The following is an 18,156-nucleotide window of genomic DNA, read 5'->3' on the forward strand; positions in this document are numbered from 1 at the left end:
AGCCAGGTGGCGTAGTCGCCGATGTGACCCGAATGCATGGCATGCGGCCAGGCCGTCAGACGATGGCCTGCACCCCAGGGACGGTCGCCACCACAACGCGCTCGCGGCGATCACCGCCGCGGCGGCGACCGAGCCGATCCCGACCAGTACGCCCGCGAGGTTCCAGACCGGAGCGGCGGTCACGATGGAGGGAACCGATCGGGTCGCGACGGTTCCGAGGTATCCGGTGTGCTCGAGCAACCCGGCGCCCACCTGCGCCGCAAGCTCCGAACTGCCGGGCACCCAGCCCGATCAACAGCAGCACGGTGATCGTGGTGCGCATCGTCACGGAGGCTTTCGGCAATACCGTCCTGCCCTCCGGAGCTTCGCCCTCCCCGCTGGTGTGCTCGGTCTCCTCCCGGTCCTCGGGCACGCGGCCGAGGCCGAAGAAGATCCGCAGCCCGGCACGCAGTACCGCCCCCGCGGTCAGGGCTGAGGCCGCCGCTGCCACGCCCACCTGCCAGAGCGGTCCCTGTTCCAGTGCTGATTTGCCGAGACCGATAGCGAAGGGTGGCAGCCCGGCCAACGCCAGCGCGCCCACGATGAACACGGTGCCCAGAAATCGGTCGCCCTTGCCGAACAGGCCGAATTCGTCGATATCCCCGTTTTCGGAGAGCAGCACGCCCGCGATCAGGAACAGTGTCCCTTTGACTCCGGCGTGTCCGAGCAGGTAGAGCCACAGCGCCGGTCCGTGTCCCGCGGCCAGCAGCAGCACTCCGATGTGGGCGATGGTCGAATAGGCGAGCAACCGTTTCACGTGTCGCTGCAACAGGCGCATCAGCGCGCCGAGCGCGGCTGTCAGGGTCCCGAACACCAGCAGCATCCGTGAGAAGACAGCGTGGTCGAGCGAGCCCGCGAACACCGTCGAGTAGGTACGGACCAGGCCATACACTCCCAGCGGTGCCATGATCCCGGAGAGCGGAACGCAGACCGGTGCCGGTGCCACGGCGTGCGCGTCGGCCAACCAGAAGTGAAACGGCACCACGGCGGCCTTCACCAGCCAACCGGTGCACACGAGCACGAAAACCAGCCGGACCAGCATGTCCGCGCGCTGTCCGTTCAGTGCCGTGCCCAGCTGCGCCAGCCGAACAGCAGCGCGGCACCGGTCAGCACAGCGGCGAGCAGACCGAGCCAGGGCCCGGTGCTGTCGCCGACGAGCACGATCCCGACACCGCGCCCATCGTGGACCTGCCACCCAGCCGGGAAATGCACCGCGCGCCCGCCGCGCACGGTTGAAAGCGTGACACCGAGCAGGGCACGGTGTTGATGATCGAGGCGCCCTCGGGCAGGTGCGGCGATGCCGCTTTCGTGGTGTGGAAGAAACTGTGCACGTTGATGTCGAAGGTGTGCAGCCACTGCTCATCGCTGAGCTCTTCGAGTGAGGAAACCGGAATCTGCGTGGCGATGTTGTTCACCAATACACCGATCTCGACGAGTTCGTCGACGGTGCGCCTGACCACGTGCGCACAGTGGCCTTGGTCGGCCATATCGCCGGCTATGTCGATGCAGCGCAGCGCACGCCTTATGCCTGTACCTCGCTGACCGTGCGCTGCGCGTCCCCGTCCTCGTTGAGATAGGTGAACGCGACGTGCGCGCCTTCTTTCACGAATGCAAGGGCCACCGCGACCGATCCCGGAATCCGCGCCGGTCACCCGCGTCGTGTGCCCTCGAGCAGCCCACCACCACGATAGCCGCGCATCAGATCACGTGGCTGTGGCTGCATTCCGGGTCATGCCTGGCGGTGACTGCTGCTGCGCCGGAATCTTTTCGCTGCCCACAGCATCTCCTGTCGTCTATCCGGACGGGATAGCCCCGTGCGGACTCGGCGGAACCCCCTGGCTGTTTACCCCGCAACGCCCGCGGGTATGCGGTACACGAGCCGACACATCGAAGCCAGGTCCGCGGTCGGATCCGCTGACACACCTGGCCGGGAGCGCACCACAGCCCACCGACACCACCACGAGACGAGACGATGGAACCATCCGAGTCCGTCCGGCCGGTCGCTGTATGCCCACGCTGGCAACACGGAGCTCGCACCGGTCCGTGGCCAGCGCTGACACCGAGATCGCGGGCAGACGCTGACCGAGCCTCAGCACTTCGGTCAGCTCGTCTTTCATCATCTGCGAGTTCTCGGAAAGTCCCCACTCCGATCCCCGGCACCACATCCTCAGCATCGGTCTTGCTTGCCGGTCTCGACGCGATTAGAGGTTTTGGCTTCACCGTGGTGGGCACTCCGTCCACGACACCGCTTTCGCGAAAGGAGCCGTATGAAGGCTGTTACCTGGCAGGGTAAGCGCGACGTCCGCGTGGAGACGGTGCCCGATCCGAAGTTGGTCGAGCCGACTGACGCGGTCATCCGGGTCACCTCGAGTGGCATCTGCGGTTCCGATTTGCACCTTTACGAGGTCATGGGTCCGTTCATCGATCCGGGCGATGTGCTCGGGCACGAACCGATGGGGATCGTCGAGGAGGTGGGTGATTCGGTCGAGAACATCAAACCCGGAGACCGCGTCGTCGTGCCGTTCAACATCTCCTGCGGGCACTGCCTGATGTGCGAACAAGGATTGCAGTCACAGTGCGAGACCACGCAGGTCAGCGAATACGGCAAAGGTGCGAGCCTGTTCGGCTACACCAAGCTCTACGGCCAGGTGCCCGGCGGGCAAGCAGAGTACCTGCGCGTCCCGCAGGCGCACTACGGCCCCATCCCGGTGCCCGCGGAGGCACCGGACGACCGTTACGTGTACCTCTCCGACGTTCTGCCGACCGCATGGCAAGCGGTGCAGTACGCGGACATCCCTCCGGAAGGCATCGTAGTCGTATTCGGTCTCGGCCCGATCGGCCAATTCTGCTGCCGCGTCGCCAGCCATCTCGGCGCCAGCATGGTGATCGGTGTCGACCTCGTATCCGAACGTCTCGCCCGCGCCGCCGCCCACGGCGCGACGATCCTGGATCTACGCGAGCATGGTAAGCGGATCGGTGATACGGTCCGCCAGCTCATCGGCGGCCGCGGTGCGCACTCAGTGATCGACGCGGTCGGCATGGAGGCGCACGGGGCACCGTTCGGCACCCTGGCTCACCAGCTCGTCGGTGTGCTGCCGAATGCTCTGGCCAAACCGCTGATGACCTACGCCTCCGTCGATCGACTCACCAGCCTGCTTGCCGCCATCGACAGCGTGCGACGCGGTGGCACCGTCTCCTTGTCCGGTGTGTACGGAGGCCAGCTTGATCCACTACCGATGATGGAGTTGTTCGACAAACAGATCACCCTGCGCATGGGGCAGGCCAACGTGCGGCGCTGGATCGACGACATCCTGGCGCTACTTCACGAGCCCGCCGACCCCCTCGGAGCCGAGGACTTCGCCACCCACCATCTCCCGCTGAGCGAGGCGCCACGCGCGTACGAAACATTCCAACGCAAACAGGACGGCGCGATCAAGATCCTGCTGCAGCCGAACTGACCCAGCTCGCGCCAGCGGCCGATGCGCGGCACAGCACCCGAAGATCGCCGACGAAACCGCGCGGGCCAGCCCCTTGAGCCTGGCGCCGGCGCGCACGAGAGCGTCGAAGCGAACCTCGGCTACGGCCATTCTAAGGGCTGTCCCGTAAGTGATCTGTGGTGTGCTGGTTGACCAGCCCGGTTCTCTGGTTACCTGGCCATGGCGAGGTTGGCAGTTGGGCGATACCGAGCATGGCATGGTGAACGCCGTGACCTTTCAGGCGGCGGTCCTGCAGGATTCTCTAGCCCATCATCCGGAGTTCGGCATGGCCGCCCTCGTGACGGCGCGGGATGACCAGTCCGGTGCCCCGGTAGCCGCCGTCCGCGATGACCGTGGTGCGGCCGATGGCGGTCTTCGCGCCCGACGGTTTCCGGCGCCTTGCAGTCGTTGCGGTTGCACCAGCTAGCCGAGGGCGGCCAGGAGCCGGTGTTGGCATCAATGACGATCTGGTGGCCGGTCGAGTATCGGGACTTTCCCCGACTGTTCGGCGACTGTGTGGTCTTTGGTGGGCACCAGGGTTGCATCCACGGTCAGCACGCTGTCCTTACGGAACCGCCTCTGCGGCTGGAACGCCTTCTACGGCCCGACGTGGTCGATGATGCGGTCGGACACCGACTTCGGAATGCCGAACAGCGGTCGAGCTGTCGCTGGGGCAGGTTCGTGCGTCAGTAGGCGGCGATCAGCAGAGTGAGGTCTTCTGGCGGCAGGTTCCATGCCCAGGCCCTTGCCGGTCGGATCCGCGTGTTTGTGCCGTAGTTTGTTGAGCAGCTTGCTGAACTGGTGTGGGCTCAGCCCGGTGAACGGGGCTGTCCAGGACGGTTCGGGCATCGCGATCAGACCGGTCACAGTGAGATCGTGCCGAAGATCGACGGCATGCAACCATGGCCACCATGTCAGGTCAGATCTGGGTGTCACTCATATCGTTGGGCGGCGTTGTGCTCGGGGGCGTGCTGTCCTACCTCGTTCAGCACAGGACTCAACGGTCAGCAGAACGCGCTGAACAACAACGGCAGCACAACGCTCTCTCAGAGGCACGGCGCGCGGAACGGTTGGCGCTGCTGGAGCGTTTCGTGGAGGTGGGGGCCGAGGCCGAACGCTCCGCGTTCAGCCGACCTTCCGAGTTCGACGACACCCACCCCTGGCACCTCAAGACCCAGGACGTCATGAACAGGCTCTGGATCGCCGAGCGGCTCATCCGCATCCAGTTCCCCCTGCCGGTGCATGACGCGGCACGTGCGTACTTTCTCGACCTCAACCGAACGGTGTGGGAAGGTCTGCCCGACGGCGAGAGCGTACGGGACTACCTGGAGGACAACCGCCTGGCATTCCTCGACACGGCCCGAACGGTCATGGGCTAACCCGCCACCGAGCCCCGGCGATCTTTCACGAGACAGTGCTTAACCTTATGTTGGTGGGTGGTCGAATTCGAATCGGAGGGTGTCGGTGCATCGGTTGAATTTGTCGTGCAGTTCGGTTTCGTTGTCGGCGCCGATGTAGAGGTTGGCGAGTTTGTAGCTGTAGCTGTCTTGGTCGGGCAGTGCCGAGAGCTTGGTGCCTTCGTTGATGATGACATCGACGGTGACACCGGGGATGGTGCGCTGTATCGCGATGAGCTCGTCTCGGGTGGGCACGCGGCGGGCGATCCCGTCGTCGAGACGGCGCAGGAACCATTTGGCTGCCATCGGGTATTGGCCTCGACGATGCCGCAGGCTCGGCTGGCGGCCCAACGCGAGTTCCAGCATCGTTTCGTGGTTGGCCGCGCCGTCGACTTGCTCGAACAACTCGGCATGCGACTGCGAGTGGCGCGGGTTGACCTCGAGGACCCGGATCGTGTCGGTCTCGCGGTCGTAGAAAAACTCGATGTTGAACGTGGTCATGTCCAACCCGACCTGGCCGAGGATGCGGCAGGCGATCTGGGCCATACGATCGGCCACGCGGACCGGGATCGAGGACGGATACTGGTATCGGTCTTCGCTGGGCACGTCGGTGCGGTTGATCGTGTCGACCACACCGAAGATGCGCGTTTCGCCACCGTAGACGTAGCCTTCGAGAGTGACCTGCTGGCCGGTCACGGTTTCCTCGGCCAGGCAGGCGCGGCCACCGATCCCACGCATTTGCTCCGGTAGGTCGAGCTGATCCAAAATGAACTCGAACGGCTCACCGATCCGACCGATGCCTTCGCGGATACGTGCCAGCGCGGCCGCGAACCCGGCTTGGTCTTCCACACCGAAGGCCAGATCCGAGGAGAACGATTTGACCGGCTTGACCCACATTGGATAACCAACCCCGGTCGGCGGATGTTGGTCGTGATCCGGATCGACCACCCCGAACGGCGGGTATTCCGCGATCGCACGCTGCTGCTCGAGTCGGCTCCAATACTTGTGCTCGCATTTGACCACCGACCTCAGGCTCGCCGCGTGCGTGCCGACGTACTCGGCGAGTAAGGGAATCATCGTGCTGACGGGAAAGTCCCAAAAGCCGATCACCGCATGCACTGTCCCGGCGAATGCGTCCAACTGTGCGCGTGCCTTGGCCAGCAACTCGGCCACGGGGATCTCATCCCCGTACTGCAGCTCCTCGATCGTCAACAGTGGATAAAAAGGTACCGTCCCGACTCCGGCAACGACTCCAGCAACTGCCGGTTGTGCTCGTCCAGACCGAGCACGAACACGTTCTCGGCCACTCGCGCATCCTCCCGTCATCCAAAGGTGCCCGCTTTTCCCTGCTAGCCAGGCGCAGAAGTAGATCCGGATATGTGCAGCGCTCAAGCAGGGCGACGATTTCGCCGGCTGCGTGTTGAACCGGCGAAACCTAAGCTGTCACGGCGCCCGGGCACAGCGGCAGCCTGTAGCGCGGGTACCCAGGAGGAGGCCGGCTATTCATTCTGGTTCGCCACGAACGCCGGGCATCTCGACGATACGGGCGATCTCACGCAGCTCGATGCTCTGCTGCGAGCCCCTGCACGGCCACGCCCCCTGCCACCACACATCCATCCCCGCCCGTAACAGGGACCGGCAACCAGCGTGGTTCACCCGGCTCGCAACCTAGGCAGGCGCATGTCGCCTGGGCTCAATGATCCCCACGCCGGTCCGACCCCGCAGTTGCGGCGGTGTCGGATGCTGGATCGCATTGCTCGAATATCCTGCGGTGGCGGCCAGCACCAGGGCCGCGGCGACGGCCGATTTCCTGCGGTGCGGGCCGTGTAGCCGTGGCGCGTGTCCAGCAACCATTACTCCCGAAAAGCCGACTGCTATGCAGCCGTGTGCAGGTGTCGTGGTCGGTTGGATGGGGTAGTCGTACAGCGAAATGGCGAAACCGACACGAGAGGAAGGTACAAGATGACGACGGCTCGAGACGTGATGACTGCGGACGCCCACTGTGTGGCCAGTGACCAGACCGCTAAGGACGCTGCACGGTTGATGGGCGAGCTCGGCGTGGGCGCGGTACCGATTTGCGGCAAGGACAACAAGGTCAAAGGGGTAGTCACCGATCGGGACCTGGTTGTCAAAGTGCTCGATCAGGGTCGCGACGCGGCCAGCTTTCCTGCCGGAGACCTGAATCAGAATGAAGCGATCACCATCGGCGCTGATGACACCGTGCAGGATGTACTAGCCACGATGACCAACCATAAGGTGCGACGCCTGCCGGTCATCGACCAGGACCGGCTGGTCGGCATGGTCGCACTCGCCGACATCACGCGAGCAGTACCCTATGCCGAAACTGGCGAGCTGGTCGAGGCCCTCAGCGCCGAATAAGGCCTTCCCGAATGAACGCTCAGCCACTGCCTGTGCGGTATACCCTGTCGCGATCCTGTTCATCGCGGTTCCCATCGGTTGCCGTACCGCCGGGAAGAGCCACTATTCGGTCATCGCCGAGCTGACCTGGTCCCACGAGATTGCGCATCGGCGTACAGCTCGTCCCTGCTGTGAGCCTGGTCGGCAGGCTGCTCGTGCGCATGGTGGGCCCGTTCGGCGCGGCGTTGCCGTCTCGGCATCCGCAGGGGGCTTGGCGCACGCGTTGGACGCGCGTCTGCCTGACTATGCCGATCGGGATGCCGCGTTGTTCAGGGACGCGCGACAGGGGGCGACGGTCTCGAGCTCGCGGTCGAATGGTGGTCTCGGTTCGCGCCGGAGGCAGCCGCGCACGGGGTGCTGACCATGTTGTCGTTCCAATTGTCCCTCCGCGACGACGCGCTGAACCTCGACTCCAGCGCGCGGAAAGGGGTCGACTCCGAGTCCCAGGTGTTGGGCGGGTTGTTCGCCTCGCACGCCGCCCTGGTGCTGGCCGGGGCACAGGACTCCGTATACCTGCAGCAGGCCCCGGCCACACGTGATGTGATCGGCCAGCCCAAAGGCATCCTGATGGAACGCTTCGGTGTCGATGCGGGCACCGCGTTTTCCATGTTGGTGTCCAGTTCGCAGACCAGGAACTTGAAACTGGTCGATGTGGCACGGTGGCTGGTCCAACGCCGAAACCCGCGGCAGCCACCGGGGTGGGCTATCACGCCGCCTACACGATCCCGATGGGCCTGCGTGACGACACGATCGGGGCGCTGATCCTGCTCAACCGCGAAGCGACCGCCGTCGACGAGGACAGCGCAACGCTCGGGCGGGCCCTGGCCGATGTGGCCACCATCGGGCTGCTGCAACACCGCGCCGTGCACCGCGAGGAAGCAAGTTCATCGGAATGCGCTATCCAACCGAACTCAACTTGATCGGCGACGCGGCCAGCACGCTGTCCAAGATCAACGCCTCGGTGCGTAAGAAAGACGATCGGTCATGGCGTAACACGATCGAGGCCAATGTGGCCTCCTGGTGGGGCACCATGGAAAAGCAAGCCATGCTCGCGGCCGAGCCAACCAACCCGATGCGGATCGTGTGGGAGCTCTCACAACGGATTCCGGCCGATGCGATGGTCAGCAGCGATTCGGGTTCCGCGGCCAACTGGTTCGCGCGTCACCTCAAGATCCGTGAAGGCATGCGCGCATCGCTGTCCGGCACACTGGCCACGATGGGGCCGGGCGTTCCCTATGCGATCGGCGCGAAATTCGCGCACCCGGACCGGCCATCGATCGCACTCGTCGGCGACGGCGCCATGCAGATGAACGACATGGCCGAACTACTCACCCTCCGCCGGTACTACCAGCAGTGGACCGAACCCTGCTGCATCATCTGCGTGCTGCACAACAACGACCTCAACCAGGTCACCTGGGAGCTGCGCGCGATGGCACACGCACCGAAATTCGAGGAATCACAGCATCTTCCCGAGGTCTCCTACGCGGCCTTCGCGCGGTTGACCGGATTAGACGGCCTCGAGGTCACCGAATCGGACAAGATCGGATCGGCATGGGAACGCGCCCTGGCTTCCGACCGACCGTTCATGCTCGACGTTCACTGCGACCCGAATATCCCGCCGATCCCGCCACACGCCACGATCGAACAGATCAAATCGACCACCGAATCGATGCTGCGCGGCGACCCGGACGCCTGGCAGATGGCCGTACGCGGGGCAAAGACCAAACTCCAAGAATTCGTGCCAAACAAGAACTGACCGCCACTGCTCTATACGCCGTTCCTACCGCAATGGCATGGGAGCTCGCGGTAACCTGCTATCGCCGCGAGGGCGCATTACGTTGTAGTTGGTCGAGGGGCCGGCCCCTCGACGGAGGCGAAGATGCACCAGGCCAGGGCCAGGTTCGGCTTGTTCATCTGCAGGTACAGCGCGATCAGCCGCAGGATCACCGGTTCCTCGCCCGTTTCTTCGGTGATGAACTCAGCGCTGTCTCGGTCCTCGCGTACTGCCGTCACCGCCAGTACGCGGCGGCCTCGGCAAGCTCGCCCGTGTCTAGTGCGCGTTGTCCTTTCTCTGTGACGCCCATTCGTCATGCTCGCTCATCTGCTGCGAATGGAGGCGTCCCTTGGTGTGGGGTCTTCTTGGTGGCGCATCACTGTTCGCACTGGTATGCATAACTCATGCATGATACGCGTCGTACGGCGAATCTTCTAGGGACAACTGCGCTGGCCGTGACCGACCTCGCGCATACCAGCGCGACACGGGCGAGCGGAACTAGCATCAGTGGGGCAGCCGCGCTCGTTGTGCTCATGGCCACGCCGGGGTTGAGCGTGACTGAGCTGGGTCGGCGGATTGGCCTGAGTCAACCCGCCGCGGCCCGCATGGTCGACTCTTTGGAAGGGGAGCGGTTGGTACATCGGCGGCCAGGCGCAGGCCGTGAAGTCCAGGTGGGTCCGACCTCGGCGGGGCGGCGTGTCGCGTCCCAGCTCCTGGCGGCACGTGGGCAGCCGTTACACGACCTCGTGTCCGTGCTCGATTCGGATGAGCAGCGCGCCCTGGCAGGCTTGCTCGACAAGCTGCTGGCTCGCCTCTACGCCAAGGTCGGTAGCTCGGAGATGCTGTGTCGGTTGTGCGATCGAGCCAGCTGCACCACGAACGCGACCTGCCCGGTCGGGCAGGCGGAGCGCGACCAGGACGGCTGATCCTGTGGGTGCTGTGTTCGCGCTCGCCTCGGCGGTGAGCTACGGCCTGTCCGACTTCCTCGGCGGCGTGTTATCCCGACGCGGCTCGTTCGTGCGCGTCGCCCTGTGTGGGCAGGTCGGCAGCCTGGTCTCGATGGCGCTCGTGGCGCCGCTCGTTTCCGTCACCGTGCCGGATTTCGCCGACCTTGCTTGGGGCGGGCTCTCCGGCGTCGGGACTGGGCTCGGGATGATGTTCTTGTTCCGCGGTATGAGCCGCGGTCCCATGAGCGTCGTCGTACCGACCAGTGCTGTGGGTGGCCTCGCCTTGCCCGTTCTCGTCGGTGTAGCCGTGCTCGGTGAGCGGCCCGCGCCGCTGGCATGGGTCGGGATCGCCCTCGCCTTACCCGCTCTGTGGTGGGTATCGTGCGGGAAAGCCGACGATGGGCGCGGTGTCCGGGGCGCAGTGGGCGACGGGCTGATCTCCAGCACCGGAATCGCGTTGCAATACCTCGCCCTTGCACAAGCCGGACCGGGATCGGGCACCTGGGCCGTCGTCGCCGGGCGTGTCACCTCGATCATCGTCGTCGCCGTCGTGAGTGCGACTATGCGCCGGGGCGCCTCCAGGTCCGACAGCGACGACGACATCCACCGCACCCGCCTCGATGTCGCCGCCGGTTGTACCGGTGCGCTGGCCGGGCTCGCGCTCATCTGCTACCTATATGCCACCAGAACCGAGCTGGTCACGATCGCCGTCGTCCTATCGTCGCTGTATCCCGTGATTCCTGTGCTGCTCGGGGTCACCGTGCTCCGCGAGCGACTTACCCGCAGCCAGACCGCCGGTTTGATCACCGCCCTTGTCGCGACTGTGCTGATCGCGACGACATGATCAGTTTCCGATAGCGGATCCTCTACCAAAGGTTGTCCTGTAATGGTCGACTATTCGTGTTGGGCGAGGAAAGCGCGGTTCATGTGGTGGTGGCTGGTGTTCAGTGGGTCATGGCGAGGTTGAGTATGAGGGCCACGCTCCTGGTGGTGTGCTGGACGGCGTCGTGTTTGCGTCGGCAGTTGCGCATGATGTTCCAGGATTTCATGTGTGCCAGGGCGTGTTCGACGCGGGCGCGGACTCGTTGTGTACGGTGTTGGGGTCGGTCTTCCATTCGGGAAGTTCGCTGCTGTCAGTGGGTTTGCGGTACGGCATGATTACCTCGCGGTTGCCTTGGTAGCCGCCGTCGGCCATCACCTGGGCGCCTGTGCCGTGCTGGTCGGCACCGGATTCGGTGTAGGCCCGGCAGGCCCGGCAATCGTTACGGTTGCCCGGCAGTGGCCTGCCGATCGCGACCGTGAGGCGAGTGTTGGCGTCGATGACGACCTGGAGGTTGGTTGAGTACCGGTAATTCTTCGACTGCTCGGCGACGGTGTGGTCACGGGTGGGCACCAGAGTTCCATCCACGATCAGCGCGGTGTCTTTGGGGAACCGCCTGCGCGGCTGGAGCGCCAGCAAGGGCCCGAGGTGGGCGATGATGCGGTCGGCGGCCGACTTCGAGATGCCGAACAGGGGCGCAAGCTGCCGCAGCGTCAGGTTCGTGCGCCGGTACGCGGCGACCAGCAAAGCCCGGTCCTCCGGCGGCAAGCTCCACGGCCGTCCTCTGCGGACCGCATCCGCGCCTGCTCGGCGCAGCGCGGTGATCAGCTTGCTGAGCTCGCGTGGGCTCAGCCCAGTGAACGGGGCTATCCAGGAAGGCTCCGACACCGTGATCGCGCCAGCCATCCCAAGATCATCTCTTGTGGTGAGGCCCTACGCGATGTCCCGCAGAATCCGATGGCGCAACGCAGCTCAAGCGTCAAGAATCGCCGGATGCATGAAGTGAAGCTGTCCGACGGGATCGTCACTTTGTCCCCGCTACGTCTGGATGAAGCGGAGGCACACCTCGCGGGGGAGGATGAGCAGCTGGTGCGCTGGCTCAGCGGCGATCCCGGCACACGCGAGGGCGTCGAAGCCTACATTCGGCACTGCCTGGAACAGTGGGACACGGTCGGCCCACTCCGCGCTTTCGGCATCCGGGTAGGCATCGACGAGGCGCTCGCGGGGACGATCGACCTGCGCTTCACAGCAGAGGGCCTGTCTCCCGGCCAGGTGAATATCGCCTACGGCCTCTACCCGTCATGGAGAGGACACGGCCTGGCCACCCGCGCGGTCATCCTGGTCTGCCGATATGCGACGAGTCAAGGAGCAAAGCAGGCTGTGATCCAAGTAGAGCCGGAGAACGCCGCCTCTTCCGCGGTCGCCGATAGGGCGGGCTTTACCCTCGACAAGCACCAACACGGCGCGGACGGGACACGGCTCGACTGGTACATACGGGATCTGCGCACCGATACCCAGTGACGACCCTGGCGCTCGCAAGCCAGCGAGGGGGATGGCGACGCATAACCAGCGGTTGCGGGACAGCCCTTAGACGGGAGTCCGGTTCGGTTGACCGGTCAGGACTCCGGGGACTCGAGCTGGTAATGCTCGATCGCCTGGCGCAGCATCGCGGTATCGATCTCGCCCTTGTCGTGGTGCAGGGTCAGCACCGCGAGCACGATCGACTGTGCGTCGACGCGGAAGTGTCTGCGCAGTGCTGCCCGCAGGTCGGATCGGCCGAAACCGTCGGTGCCGAGCGCGAGGTACTCGTTCGGTAGCCACGGTGCGATCTGGTCGGGTACCGCTCGCATGAAGTCGCTGACCGCCACGACGGGGCCGGTGTGTTCGCGCAATGCCTCGGTCACATACGGCACATGATCAGCCCGGTCCGGGTGCAGCATGTTCCACTCTTCGCAGGCCATCGCCTCGCGCCGCAGTTCACTCCAGGACGTGGCCGACCAGACGTCGGCTTCGAGGCCCCAGTCCTCGGCCAGCATCTGCTGCGCTTGCAGCGCCCACGGCATGGCCACTCCGGAGGCGAGCACGTGTGCACGGGTACGCTCGCCACCGGTGTTTCGGGCCTGTTGATAGCGGTAGAGCCCGCGCAGAATCCCTTGGTCGAGCTCGGGGTCGTCGGGCTCGGCGGGCTGCTGGTACGGCTCGTTGTACAGGGTCAGGTAGAAGAACACGTCCTCGCCGTTGGGGTGTTCTTCGGTCGAACCGTACATTCGGTGGAGTCCGTTGGAGACGATGTGGGCGATTTCGTATGCCCAGGCTGGGTCGTAGTGCACGCATGCGGGGTTGGTGGATGCCAGCAGGGGTGAGTGACCGTCCTGGTGCTGGAGGCCTTCGCCGTTGAGGGTGGTGCGACCCGCGGTCGCTCCGATCAGGAAGCCGCGCCCCATCTGATCGCCCATTGCCCAGATGAAATCCCCGGTACGTTGGAAGCCGAACATGGAGTAGAAGACGTACACCGGGATCATGTGTTCGCCGTGCGTGGCATACGAGGTTCCCGCCGCGATCAGCGAGCCCATCGCGCCGGCCTCGCTGATGCCTTCGTGTAGCAGCTGACCGGAACTGGATTCCTGCCAGGAAAGCAACATGTCCCGGTCGACCGAGTCGTAGGTCATTCCGGCAGGGGAATAGATTTTACTTTTCGGGAAAAGGGAGTCCATGCCGAACGTGCGCGCCTCGTCGGGAATGATCGGCACGATCCGGCGACCGATTTCGGCCTCTTTGAGCAGCTCCTGGAGCTGACGCACGAACGCCATCGTCGTGGCCACCGCACTCGAACCCGAACCGCGCCGGAGCTGGGAGTAGGCATCCTCGCCGGGCAGGCTCAGCGGCTCGGGCCGTACCGATCGCCGTGGAACCATCCCACCCAGGGCTTCGCGGCGCTCACGCAGGTACCGCATTTCCTCGGAATCCGCGCCGGGATGGAAATAGGGCGGCAACTCCTGGTCGAGCTTGGTATCGGAGATCGGCATGTGCAGGCGATCGCGGAAGGTCTTGAGTTCCTCACCGGTCAGGTTTTTCATCTGATGTGTCGCGTTGCGCGCCTCGAAATCTGGGCCCAGTGCCCAGCCCTTGATCGTGTGCGCCAGAATCACCGTCGGCTGGCCGGTATGCGCCCGTGCCTCGTGGAAGGCGGCATAGACCTTCCGGTAGTCGTGGCCACCACGAGACAACCGCTCGAGGTCGGTATCGGAGTACTGTTCCACCATTTGGTGCAAGCGCGGTCCGCCGAAGAAATGCTCTCGAATGTAAGCGCCGGATTCCACCGAATACGTCTGGAATTGCCCGTCCGGCGTGGTGTTCATCTTGTCCAGCAGCATGCCGTCGGTGTCCTCGGCGAGCAGCGGATCCCAGTCGCGGCCCCAGACGACCTTGATCACGTTCCAGCCCGCACCACGAAAGGATGCCTCCAACTCTTGGATTATCTTGCCGTTGCCCCGCACCGGCCCATCCAGCTGCTGCAGGTTGCAGTTGACGATGAAGGTGAGGTTGTCGAGTCCCTCGCGCGCGGCGACAGCGATCTGGCCCGTCGACTCCGGTTCGGCCATCTCGCCGTCGCCGAGAAAGACCCATACGTGCGAGTCGTCGGTATCGACGATGCCGCGGTCACGCAGGTAGCGGTTGAACCGTGCCTGATAGATCGCATTGCTCGGGCTCAGCCCCATCGTCACGGTCGGGTACTCCCAGAACTCGGGCATCAGCCGCGGATGCGGGTAGGACGGCAGACCGCCACCCGGATGCGATAGTTCCTGACGGAACCCGTCGAGCTGGGCTTCGCTCAACCGCCCCTCCAGGTATGCCCTGGCGTAGATGCCCGGCGAAGCATGTCCCTGAATGAAGACTTGATCGCCAGAACTTCCGGCATCTTTGCCGCGGAAGAAGTGGTTGAACCCCACCTCGTACAGGCTGGCAGCGGAGGCATAGGTCGCGATGTGCCCGCCGACACCGATGCCCGCCCGGTTGGCACGGGCGACCATGATCGCGGCATTCCAGCGGATACAGGCGCGGATCCGGCGCTCGAGATGCTCGTCGCCCGGGAACTCGGGCTCTTGTTCCGGTGGGATGCTGTTGATGTAGTCCGTGCTGCGCAAAACGGGCACCCCGACCTGCCGCGCTCGCGCCCGCTCGAGCAGCTTGAGCATCAGGAAACGGGCCCGACCAGTGCCTTCGGTATCGATGACACCGTCCAGCGACTCCAGCCATTCCGCAGTCTCATCCCCATCCGTATCGGGCAGCTGGCTCGGCAAACCATCACTGATGATCGAGTATCCTTGGCTGGCCTCATGGCTGGCACTCACCGCGTCCACCTTCCTTAGCTCGCGAACGACACCGCAGTGGTACCCACATCGACCGGAAGCGCAACCTCACGACGCTCATCGAGGCGCTGGACGGTTATGCGTTCATCGGCTCACCGTTGAGCCGGTCACCGAGCGCTGTGCGCTATGCATCGGCGGGTGGCATCCTTTGGTTTGGATGATCAGACAGTTCACCAGTTCGACAGCAGCGAACTCTGGTGACGATCCTGGGGTGTCGGCAGCCTTGTGCACCACCATTCCCAAGGCGCACAGCATCATGACCGACGAAGCCCGGCGGTCGCAACCGGACCCGCGGCGGGGCGTTCGGCCTCGTGGTCACCGAGGTCTTGGCTCTTTCGGAGCCAGGACTCGATTCTAGAGTGTCATGCTTTTTGGCAGGGTTCACAATGTGTGGCTCCTCCCAGGGTGGCAGGTGGTATGAGCAGGCAAAAGGGTGCTCCGCGGTTGTCGGTGGAGCAGAAGGTGCAGGTCGTGTTGGCGGTGCTCGGGCATGAGCTCTCGATCGCCGAGGCGGCGTGCCGCTATGGGGTGGCCGAGTACACGATCGCGGGTTGGTGGGATTGGTTTGTCGCGGCGGGCACGGCGCGATTGGAGCAGCGGACGCCACCGGGTCCGGATGGGCAGGCAGGGAGCGCGGAGGTGCGCCGGTTGAGGGCGGAGAACCGGCAACTGAAACTGGCGCTGGCGGGGGCGACGGTGCAGGTGCGGATCTGGGAAAAGAGCGGCGAACAGGTCCAGCGTGCCCCTTTCCCCAGCTTGAAGCCCTAAGCCTGGATCCACCGAGGTTGGTGGTGGCTGTGGGGGTGTCGGTATAGGGAAAGTGCCTTCTGAGCTGGGATGATTGGGGTTCTCACACACTCGATCAGCCCAGTTCAGGAAGGCACTTACGGTGATAGTGTCGCATAATTTCGCCGCCGACTCGGCGATCTTCGATGAGGACAATCTCGTGTCGTGTGGCGGGCTGGTGCCGGTGATGGCCCTGGCCGAGCAGACCGGGCTGGGCAAGGCGCTGGCCGAGAAGGTGGCGATCCGGGATTCGCGGATCACCTCGGGCGCGGCGAACGCCGCACCGAAGCTGTTGACGCTGATCGCGGGCATGGCGGCCGGGGCGGACAGCATCGACGATGTGGACCTGCTTCGCAGCGGCGGGACGAAGAACCTGTTCACCGGGGTGTATGCGCCCTCCACGGTGGGCACGTTGCTGCGGGAGTTCACCTTTGGGCATGCCCGTCAACTCGAGTCGGTGCTGGCCGAACATCTGATCGCGCTGTCCAGGCAGGTGAGTGTGTTGCCCGGCATCGAGCAGCAGGCGTTCATCGACATCGACTCGCTGCTGCGGCCGGTGTATGGGTATGGCAAGCAGGGTGCCTCCTACGGGCATGCCAAGGTCTCCGGCAAGCAGGTGCTGCGCAAGGGACTCTCGCCGCTGGCCACCACCATCAGCACCCAGGCGAGCACACCACTGATCACAGGGATGCGGCTACGGGCCGGTAAAACCGGGGCCGGGAACCGCGCCGGGAGAATGGTCGCCCAGGCGATCGCCACCGCCCGCGCCGCCGGAGCGAGAGGGAAGATCCTGGTGCGCGGCGATTCCGCCTACGGGTCGCGGGCTGTGGTGGGCGCCTGCCAATGTCACGGCGCCCAGTTTTCGGTGGTGATGGCGACCAATCCGGCGATACGCCGTGCCATCGCCGCGATCGACGAGGACACCTGGACACCAGTGGCCTACCCCGGCGCGGTCCGCGACCCCGACACCGGCGGCTGGATTTCGGACGCCGAGGTCGCCGAAGTGCCCTACACTGCGTTCGCCGCCACAGCCCAGGCCACCACCGCCCGGCTGATCGTGCGCCGCGTCAAAGACGCCCGCTACCCGGACGCGTTGTTCCCGATCTGGCGCTACCACCCGTTTTTCACCAACAGCGACGCACCGACCGTGCAGGCTGATGCCACCCACCGACGCCACGCGGTCATCGAAACCACCTTCGCCGACCTCATCGACGGCCCCCTGGCCCACCTGCCCTCCGGGGACTTCGGCGCGAACTCCGCCTGGATCCTGGCCGCCGCGATCGCCCACAACCTCCTACGCGCCACCGGAGTACTCGCCGGCGGCCGCCACGGCGTCGCTCGCGGCGCCAGCCTGCGCCGCAGCCTCATCACCGTTCCCGCCCGTCTCGCCCGACCCGCGCGACGACCGGTGCTGCATCTACCCCGGTCCTGGCCCTGGCGCGCGGCCTGGCAGCGACTCTGGAACACCGTGCTCGGCCACAGCCCACCCGCAGCCGCCTGACCCTGCCCACACCGCCGAACGGCCCGACCGGAAACCCCACAGCAGTGACCAAGCTGGACAGGCCAGCAGACACCCCACGCCCACAGCCACGCCGAAGATCAACAATTCCCGACAAGACCATCAGCCACGCCGATCGGTGGATCAAGGCTAAGAGGGCTCGGCGCCCGCTGGATGCGCATCCTCTGGCGCTGCTGGACCGACCACGTTCCCTACGACCCAGCCATCCATCACAGGGACAACACCCCAGAAGCCGCCTGACCCCTACCGACAACAACCCGGCCGTCGAGCGACGGCCAGGTCATCGGCATGCCCACAACCGTCCGTATTAGACACTCCACAGGCACGGAGGTTGACAGCGGGGCCTGTAACAGGTTCGGTGTTTTCGGCGTTGGTGGTTAGTACTTCTCGGCGGCCGGCCAGCGGTCACCGAACGTGTTCGCGAACGCGTTCAATGCGGGTTTCCACCGCATGGTCCACCGAGCCTGTCCCTTGCCCGTCGGATCGAGCGACCTCGTGACCAGATACAGACACTTTAACGCAGCCTGCTCCGTGGGGAAGTGACCTCGTGCCCGCACGGCCTTACGGTACCGCGCGTTCAGCGACTCAATCGCATTTGTGGAGCACAACA

Annotated in this window: 16 protein-coding genes and 4 pseudogenes; 12 read left to right on the forward strand and 8 right to left on the reverse strand. The window is 65.0% G+C overall.

Annotation, left to right across the window (positions count from 1 at the left end; translation table 11 throughout):
- Window positions 1-55 precede the first annotated feature (55 nt).
- Both A37U_RS46565 and A37U_RS48790 read right to left on the reverse strand, forming a co-directional pair.
- A complete protein-coding gene (locus A37U_RS46565; RefSeq protein WP_205623075.1) occupies window positions 56-1,234 on the reverse strand; it encodes a complex I subunit 5 family protein in 1,179 nt (392 codons plus the stop codon).
- Entirely contained in the window at window positions 1,146-1,691 is a 546-nt protein-coding gene (locus A37U_RS48790; RefSeq protein ID WP_083934080.1) for an SDR family oxidoreductase, read from the reverse strand. Before A37U_RS48790 ends, A37U_RS46565 begins: the two co-directional genes overlap by 89 nt.
- A gap of 615 nt (window positions 1,692-2,306) precedes the next feature.
- Here A37U_RS48790 and A37U_RS0132730 point away from each other — a divergent pair.
- Window positions 2,307-3,497: an alcohol dehydrogenase catalytic domain-containing protein gene (locus A37U_RS0132730; RefSeq protein WP_020500889.1), complete on the forward strand. Its 1,191-nt coding sequence runs from the start codon at window positions 2,307-2,309 to the stop codon at window positions 3,495-3,497.
- 211 nt (window positions 3,498-3,708) lie between these two features.
- On the opposite strand, the pseudogene A37U_RS50465 reads toward A37U_RS0132730, so the two are convergent.
- Window positions 3,709-4,382, reverse strand: a pseudogene (locus A37U_RS50465) (IS5/IS1182 family transposase); the annotation flags it as partial.
- 44 nt (window positions 4,383-4,426) lie between these two features.
- On the opposite strand from A37U_RS50465, the gene A37U_RS0132740 reads away from it, so the two are divergent.
- The gene (locus A37U_RS0132740) at window positions 4,427-4,894 is read left to right on the forward strand and encodes a hypothetical protein (protein ID WP_040589417.1); all 468 of its coding nucleotides are present in this window, start codon (window positions 4,427-4,429) and stop codon (window positions 4,892-4,894) included.
- Window positions 4,895-4,939: 45 nt separating this feature from the next.
- On the opposite strand, the gene A37U_RS46580 is transcribed toward A37U_RS0132740, so the two are convergent.
- On the reverse strand, window positions 4,940-6,124 hold the full coding sequence (locus A37U_RS46580) for an ATP-grasp domain-containing protein (protein ID WP_020500891.1): 1,185 nt from the start codon (window positions 6,122-6,124) through the stop codon (window positions 4,940-4,942).
- Window positions 6,125-6,874: 750 nt separating this feature from the next.
- Between A37U_RS46580 and A37U_RS0132750 the strand changes: the two genes are divergently transcribed.
- The 4 genes and pseudogenes from A37U_RS0132750 to A37U_RS46590 form a co-directional block, all read left to right on the forward strand.
- Window positions 6,875-7,291, forward strand: coding sequence for a CBS domain-containing protein (locus A37U_RS0132750; protein ID WP_026197847.1), 417 nt, complete (start codon window positions 6,875-6,877; stop codon window positions 7,289-7,291).
- A 606-nt stretch (window positions 7,292-7,897) separates the two neighbouring features.
- Window positions 7,898-8,092 carry an ANTAR domain-containing protein gene (locus A37U_RS54115; RefSeq protein WP_240437756.1) on the forward strand — a complete coding sequence of 65 codons (195 nt, stop codon included), beginning with the start codon at window positions 7,898-7,900 and terminating at the stop codon, window positions 8,090-8,092.
- A complete protein-coding gene (locus A37U_RS50470) occupies window positions 8,059-8,250 on the forward strand; it encodes a hypothetical protein (protein WP_240437755.1) in 192 nt (63 codons plus the stop codon). Before A37U_RS54115 ends, A37U_RS50470 begins: the two co-directional genes overlap by 34 nt.
- Window positions 8,211-9,086: pseudogene (locus tag A37U_RS46590) on the forward strand (thiamine pyrophosphate-dependent enzyme); the annotation flags it as partial. The gene A37U_RS50470 and the pseudogene A37U_RS46590, both read left to right, overlap by 40 nt.
- Window positions 9,087-9,163: 77 nt before the next feature.
- Here A37U_RS46590 and A37U_RS0132765 read toward each other — a convergent pair.
- Window positions 9,164-9,343 (reverse strand): hypothetical protein, encoded by a 180-nt coding sequence (locus A37U_RS0132765; RefSeq protein WP_020500896.1) that lies wholly within the window; start codon window positions 9,341-9,343, stop codon window positions 9,164-9,166.
- A gap of 165 nt (window positions 9,344-9,508) precedes the next feature.
- On the opposite strand from A37U_RS0132765, the pseudogene A37U_RS54540 reads away from it, so the two are divergent.
- The 3 genes and pseudogenes from A37U_RS54540 to A37U_RS0132775 form a co-directional block, all read left to right on the forward strand.
- Window positions 9,509-9,748, forward strand: a pseudogene (locus tag A37U_RS54540) (MarR family transcriptional regulator); the annotation flags it as partial.
- Window positions 9,749-9,856: 108 nt separating this feature from the next.
- Window positions 9,857-10,030 (forward strand): hypothetical protein, encoded by a 174-nt coding sequence (locus tag A37U_RS54125; protein WP_240437757.1) that lies wholly within the window; start codon window positions 9,857-9,859, stop codon window positions 10,028-10,030.
- A 13-nt stretch (window positions 10,031-10,043) separates the two neighbouring features.
- Entirely contained in the window at window positions 10,044-10,895 is an 852-nt protein-coding gene (locus tag A37U_RS0132775) for a DMT family transporter (RefSeq protein WP_020500898.1), read from the forward strand.
- A gap of 100 nt (window positions 10,896-10,995) precedes the next feature.
- On the opposite strand, the pseudogene A37U_RS46595 reads toward A37U_RS0132775, so the two are convergent.
- A pseudogene (locus tag A37U_RS46595) lies at window positions 10,996-11,777 on the reverse strand (transposase).
- 87 nt (window positions 11,778-11,864) lie between these two features.
- Here A37U_RS46595 and A37U_RS0132785 point away from each other — a divergent pair.
- Window positions 11,865-12,392, forward strand: coding sequence for a GNAT family N-acetyltransferase (locus A37U_RS0132785; protein ID WP_040589415.1), 528 nt, complete (start codon window positions 11,865-11,867; stop codon window positions 12,390-12,392).
- Between the two features lie 95 nt (window positions 12,393-12,487).
- Here A37U_RS0132785 and aceE read toward each other — a convergent pair whose 3' ends face one another.
- A complete protein-coding gene (gene aceE / locus A37U_RS0132790) occupies window positions 12,488-15,232 on the reverse strand; it encodes a pyruvate dehydrogenase (acetyl-transferring), homodimeric type (RefSeq protein ID WP_020500901.1) in 2,745 nt (914 codons plus the stop codon).
- Between the two features lie 459 nt (window positions 15,233-15,691).
- On the opposite strand from aceE, the gene A37U_RS46600 reads away from it, so the two are divergent.
- Both A37U_RS46600 and A37U_RS0132800 read left to right on the forward strand, forming a co-directional pair.
- Window positions 15,692-16,009, forward strand: coding sequence for a helix-turn-helix domain-containing protein (locus A37U_RS46600; RefSeq protein WP_157183170.1), 318 nt, complete (start codon window positions 15,692-15,694; stop codon window positions 16,007-16,009).
- A 121-nt stretch (window positions 16,010-16,130) separates the two neighbouring features.
- A complete protein-coding gene (locus A37U_RS0132800; RefSeq protein WP_026197850.1) occupies window positions 16,131-17,528 on the forward strand; it encodes an IS1380 family transposase in 1,398 nt (465 codons plus the stop codon).
- Between the two features lie 395 nt (window positions 17,529-17,923).
- Here the strand turns inward: A37U_RS0132800 and A37U_RS50475 are convergent.
- On the reverse strand, window positions 17,924-18,156 hold a 233-nt coding region (locus tag A37U_RS50475), incomplete at its 5' end, for a transposase (protein WP_020500904.1).

This window comes from Sciscionella marina DSM 45152 (assembly GCF_000379465.1).
GTDB lineage: Bacteria > Actinomycetota > Actinomycetes > Mycobacteriales > Pseudonocardiaceae > Sciscionella > Sciscionella marina.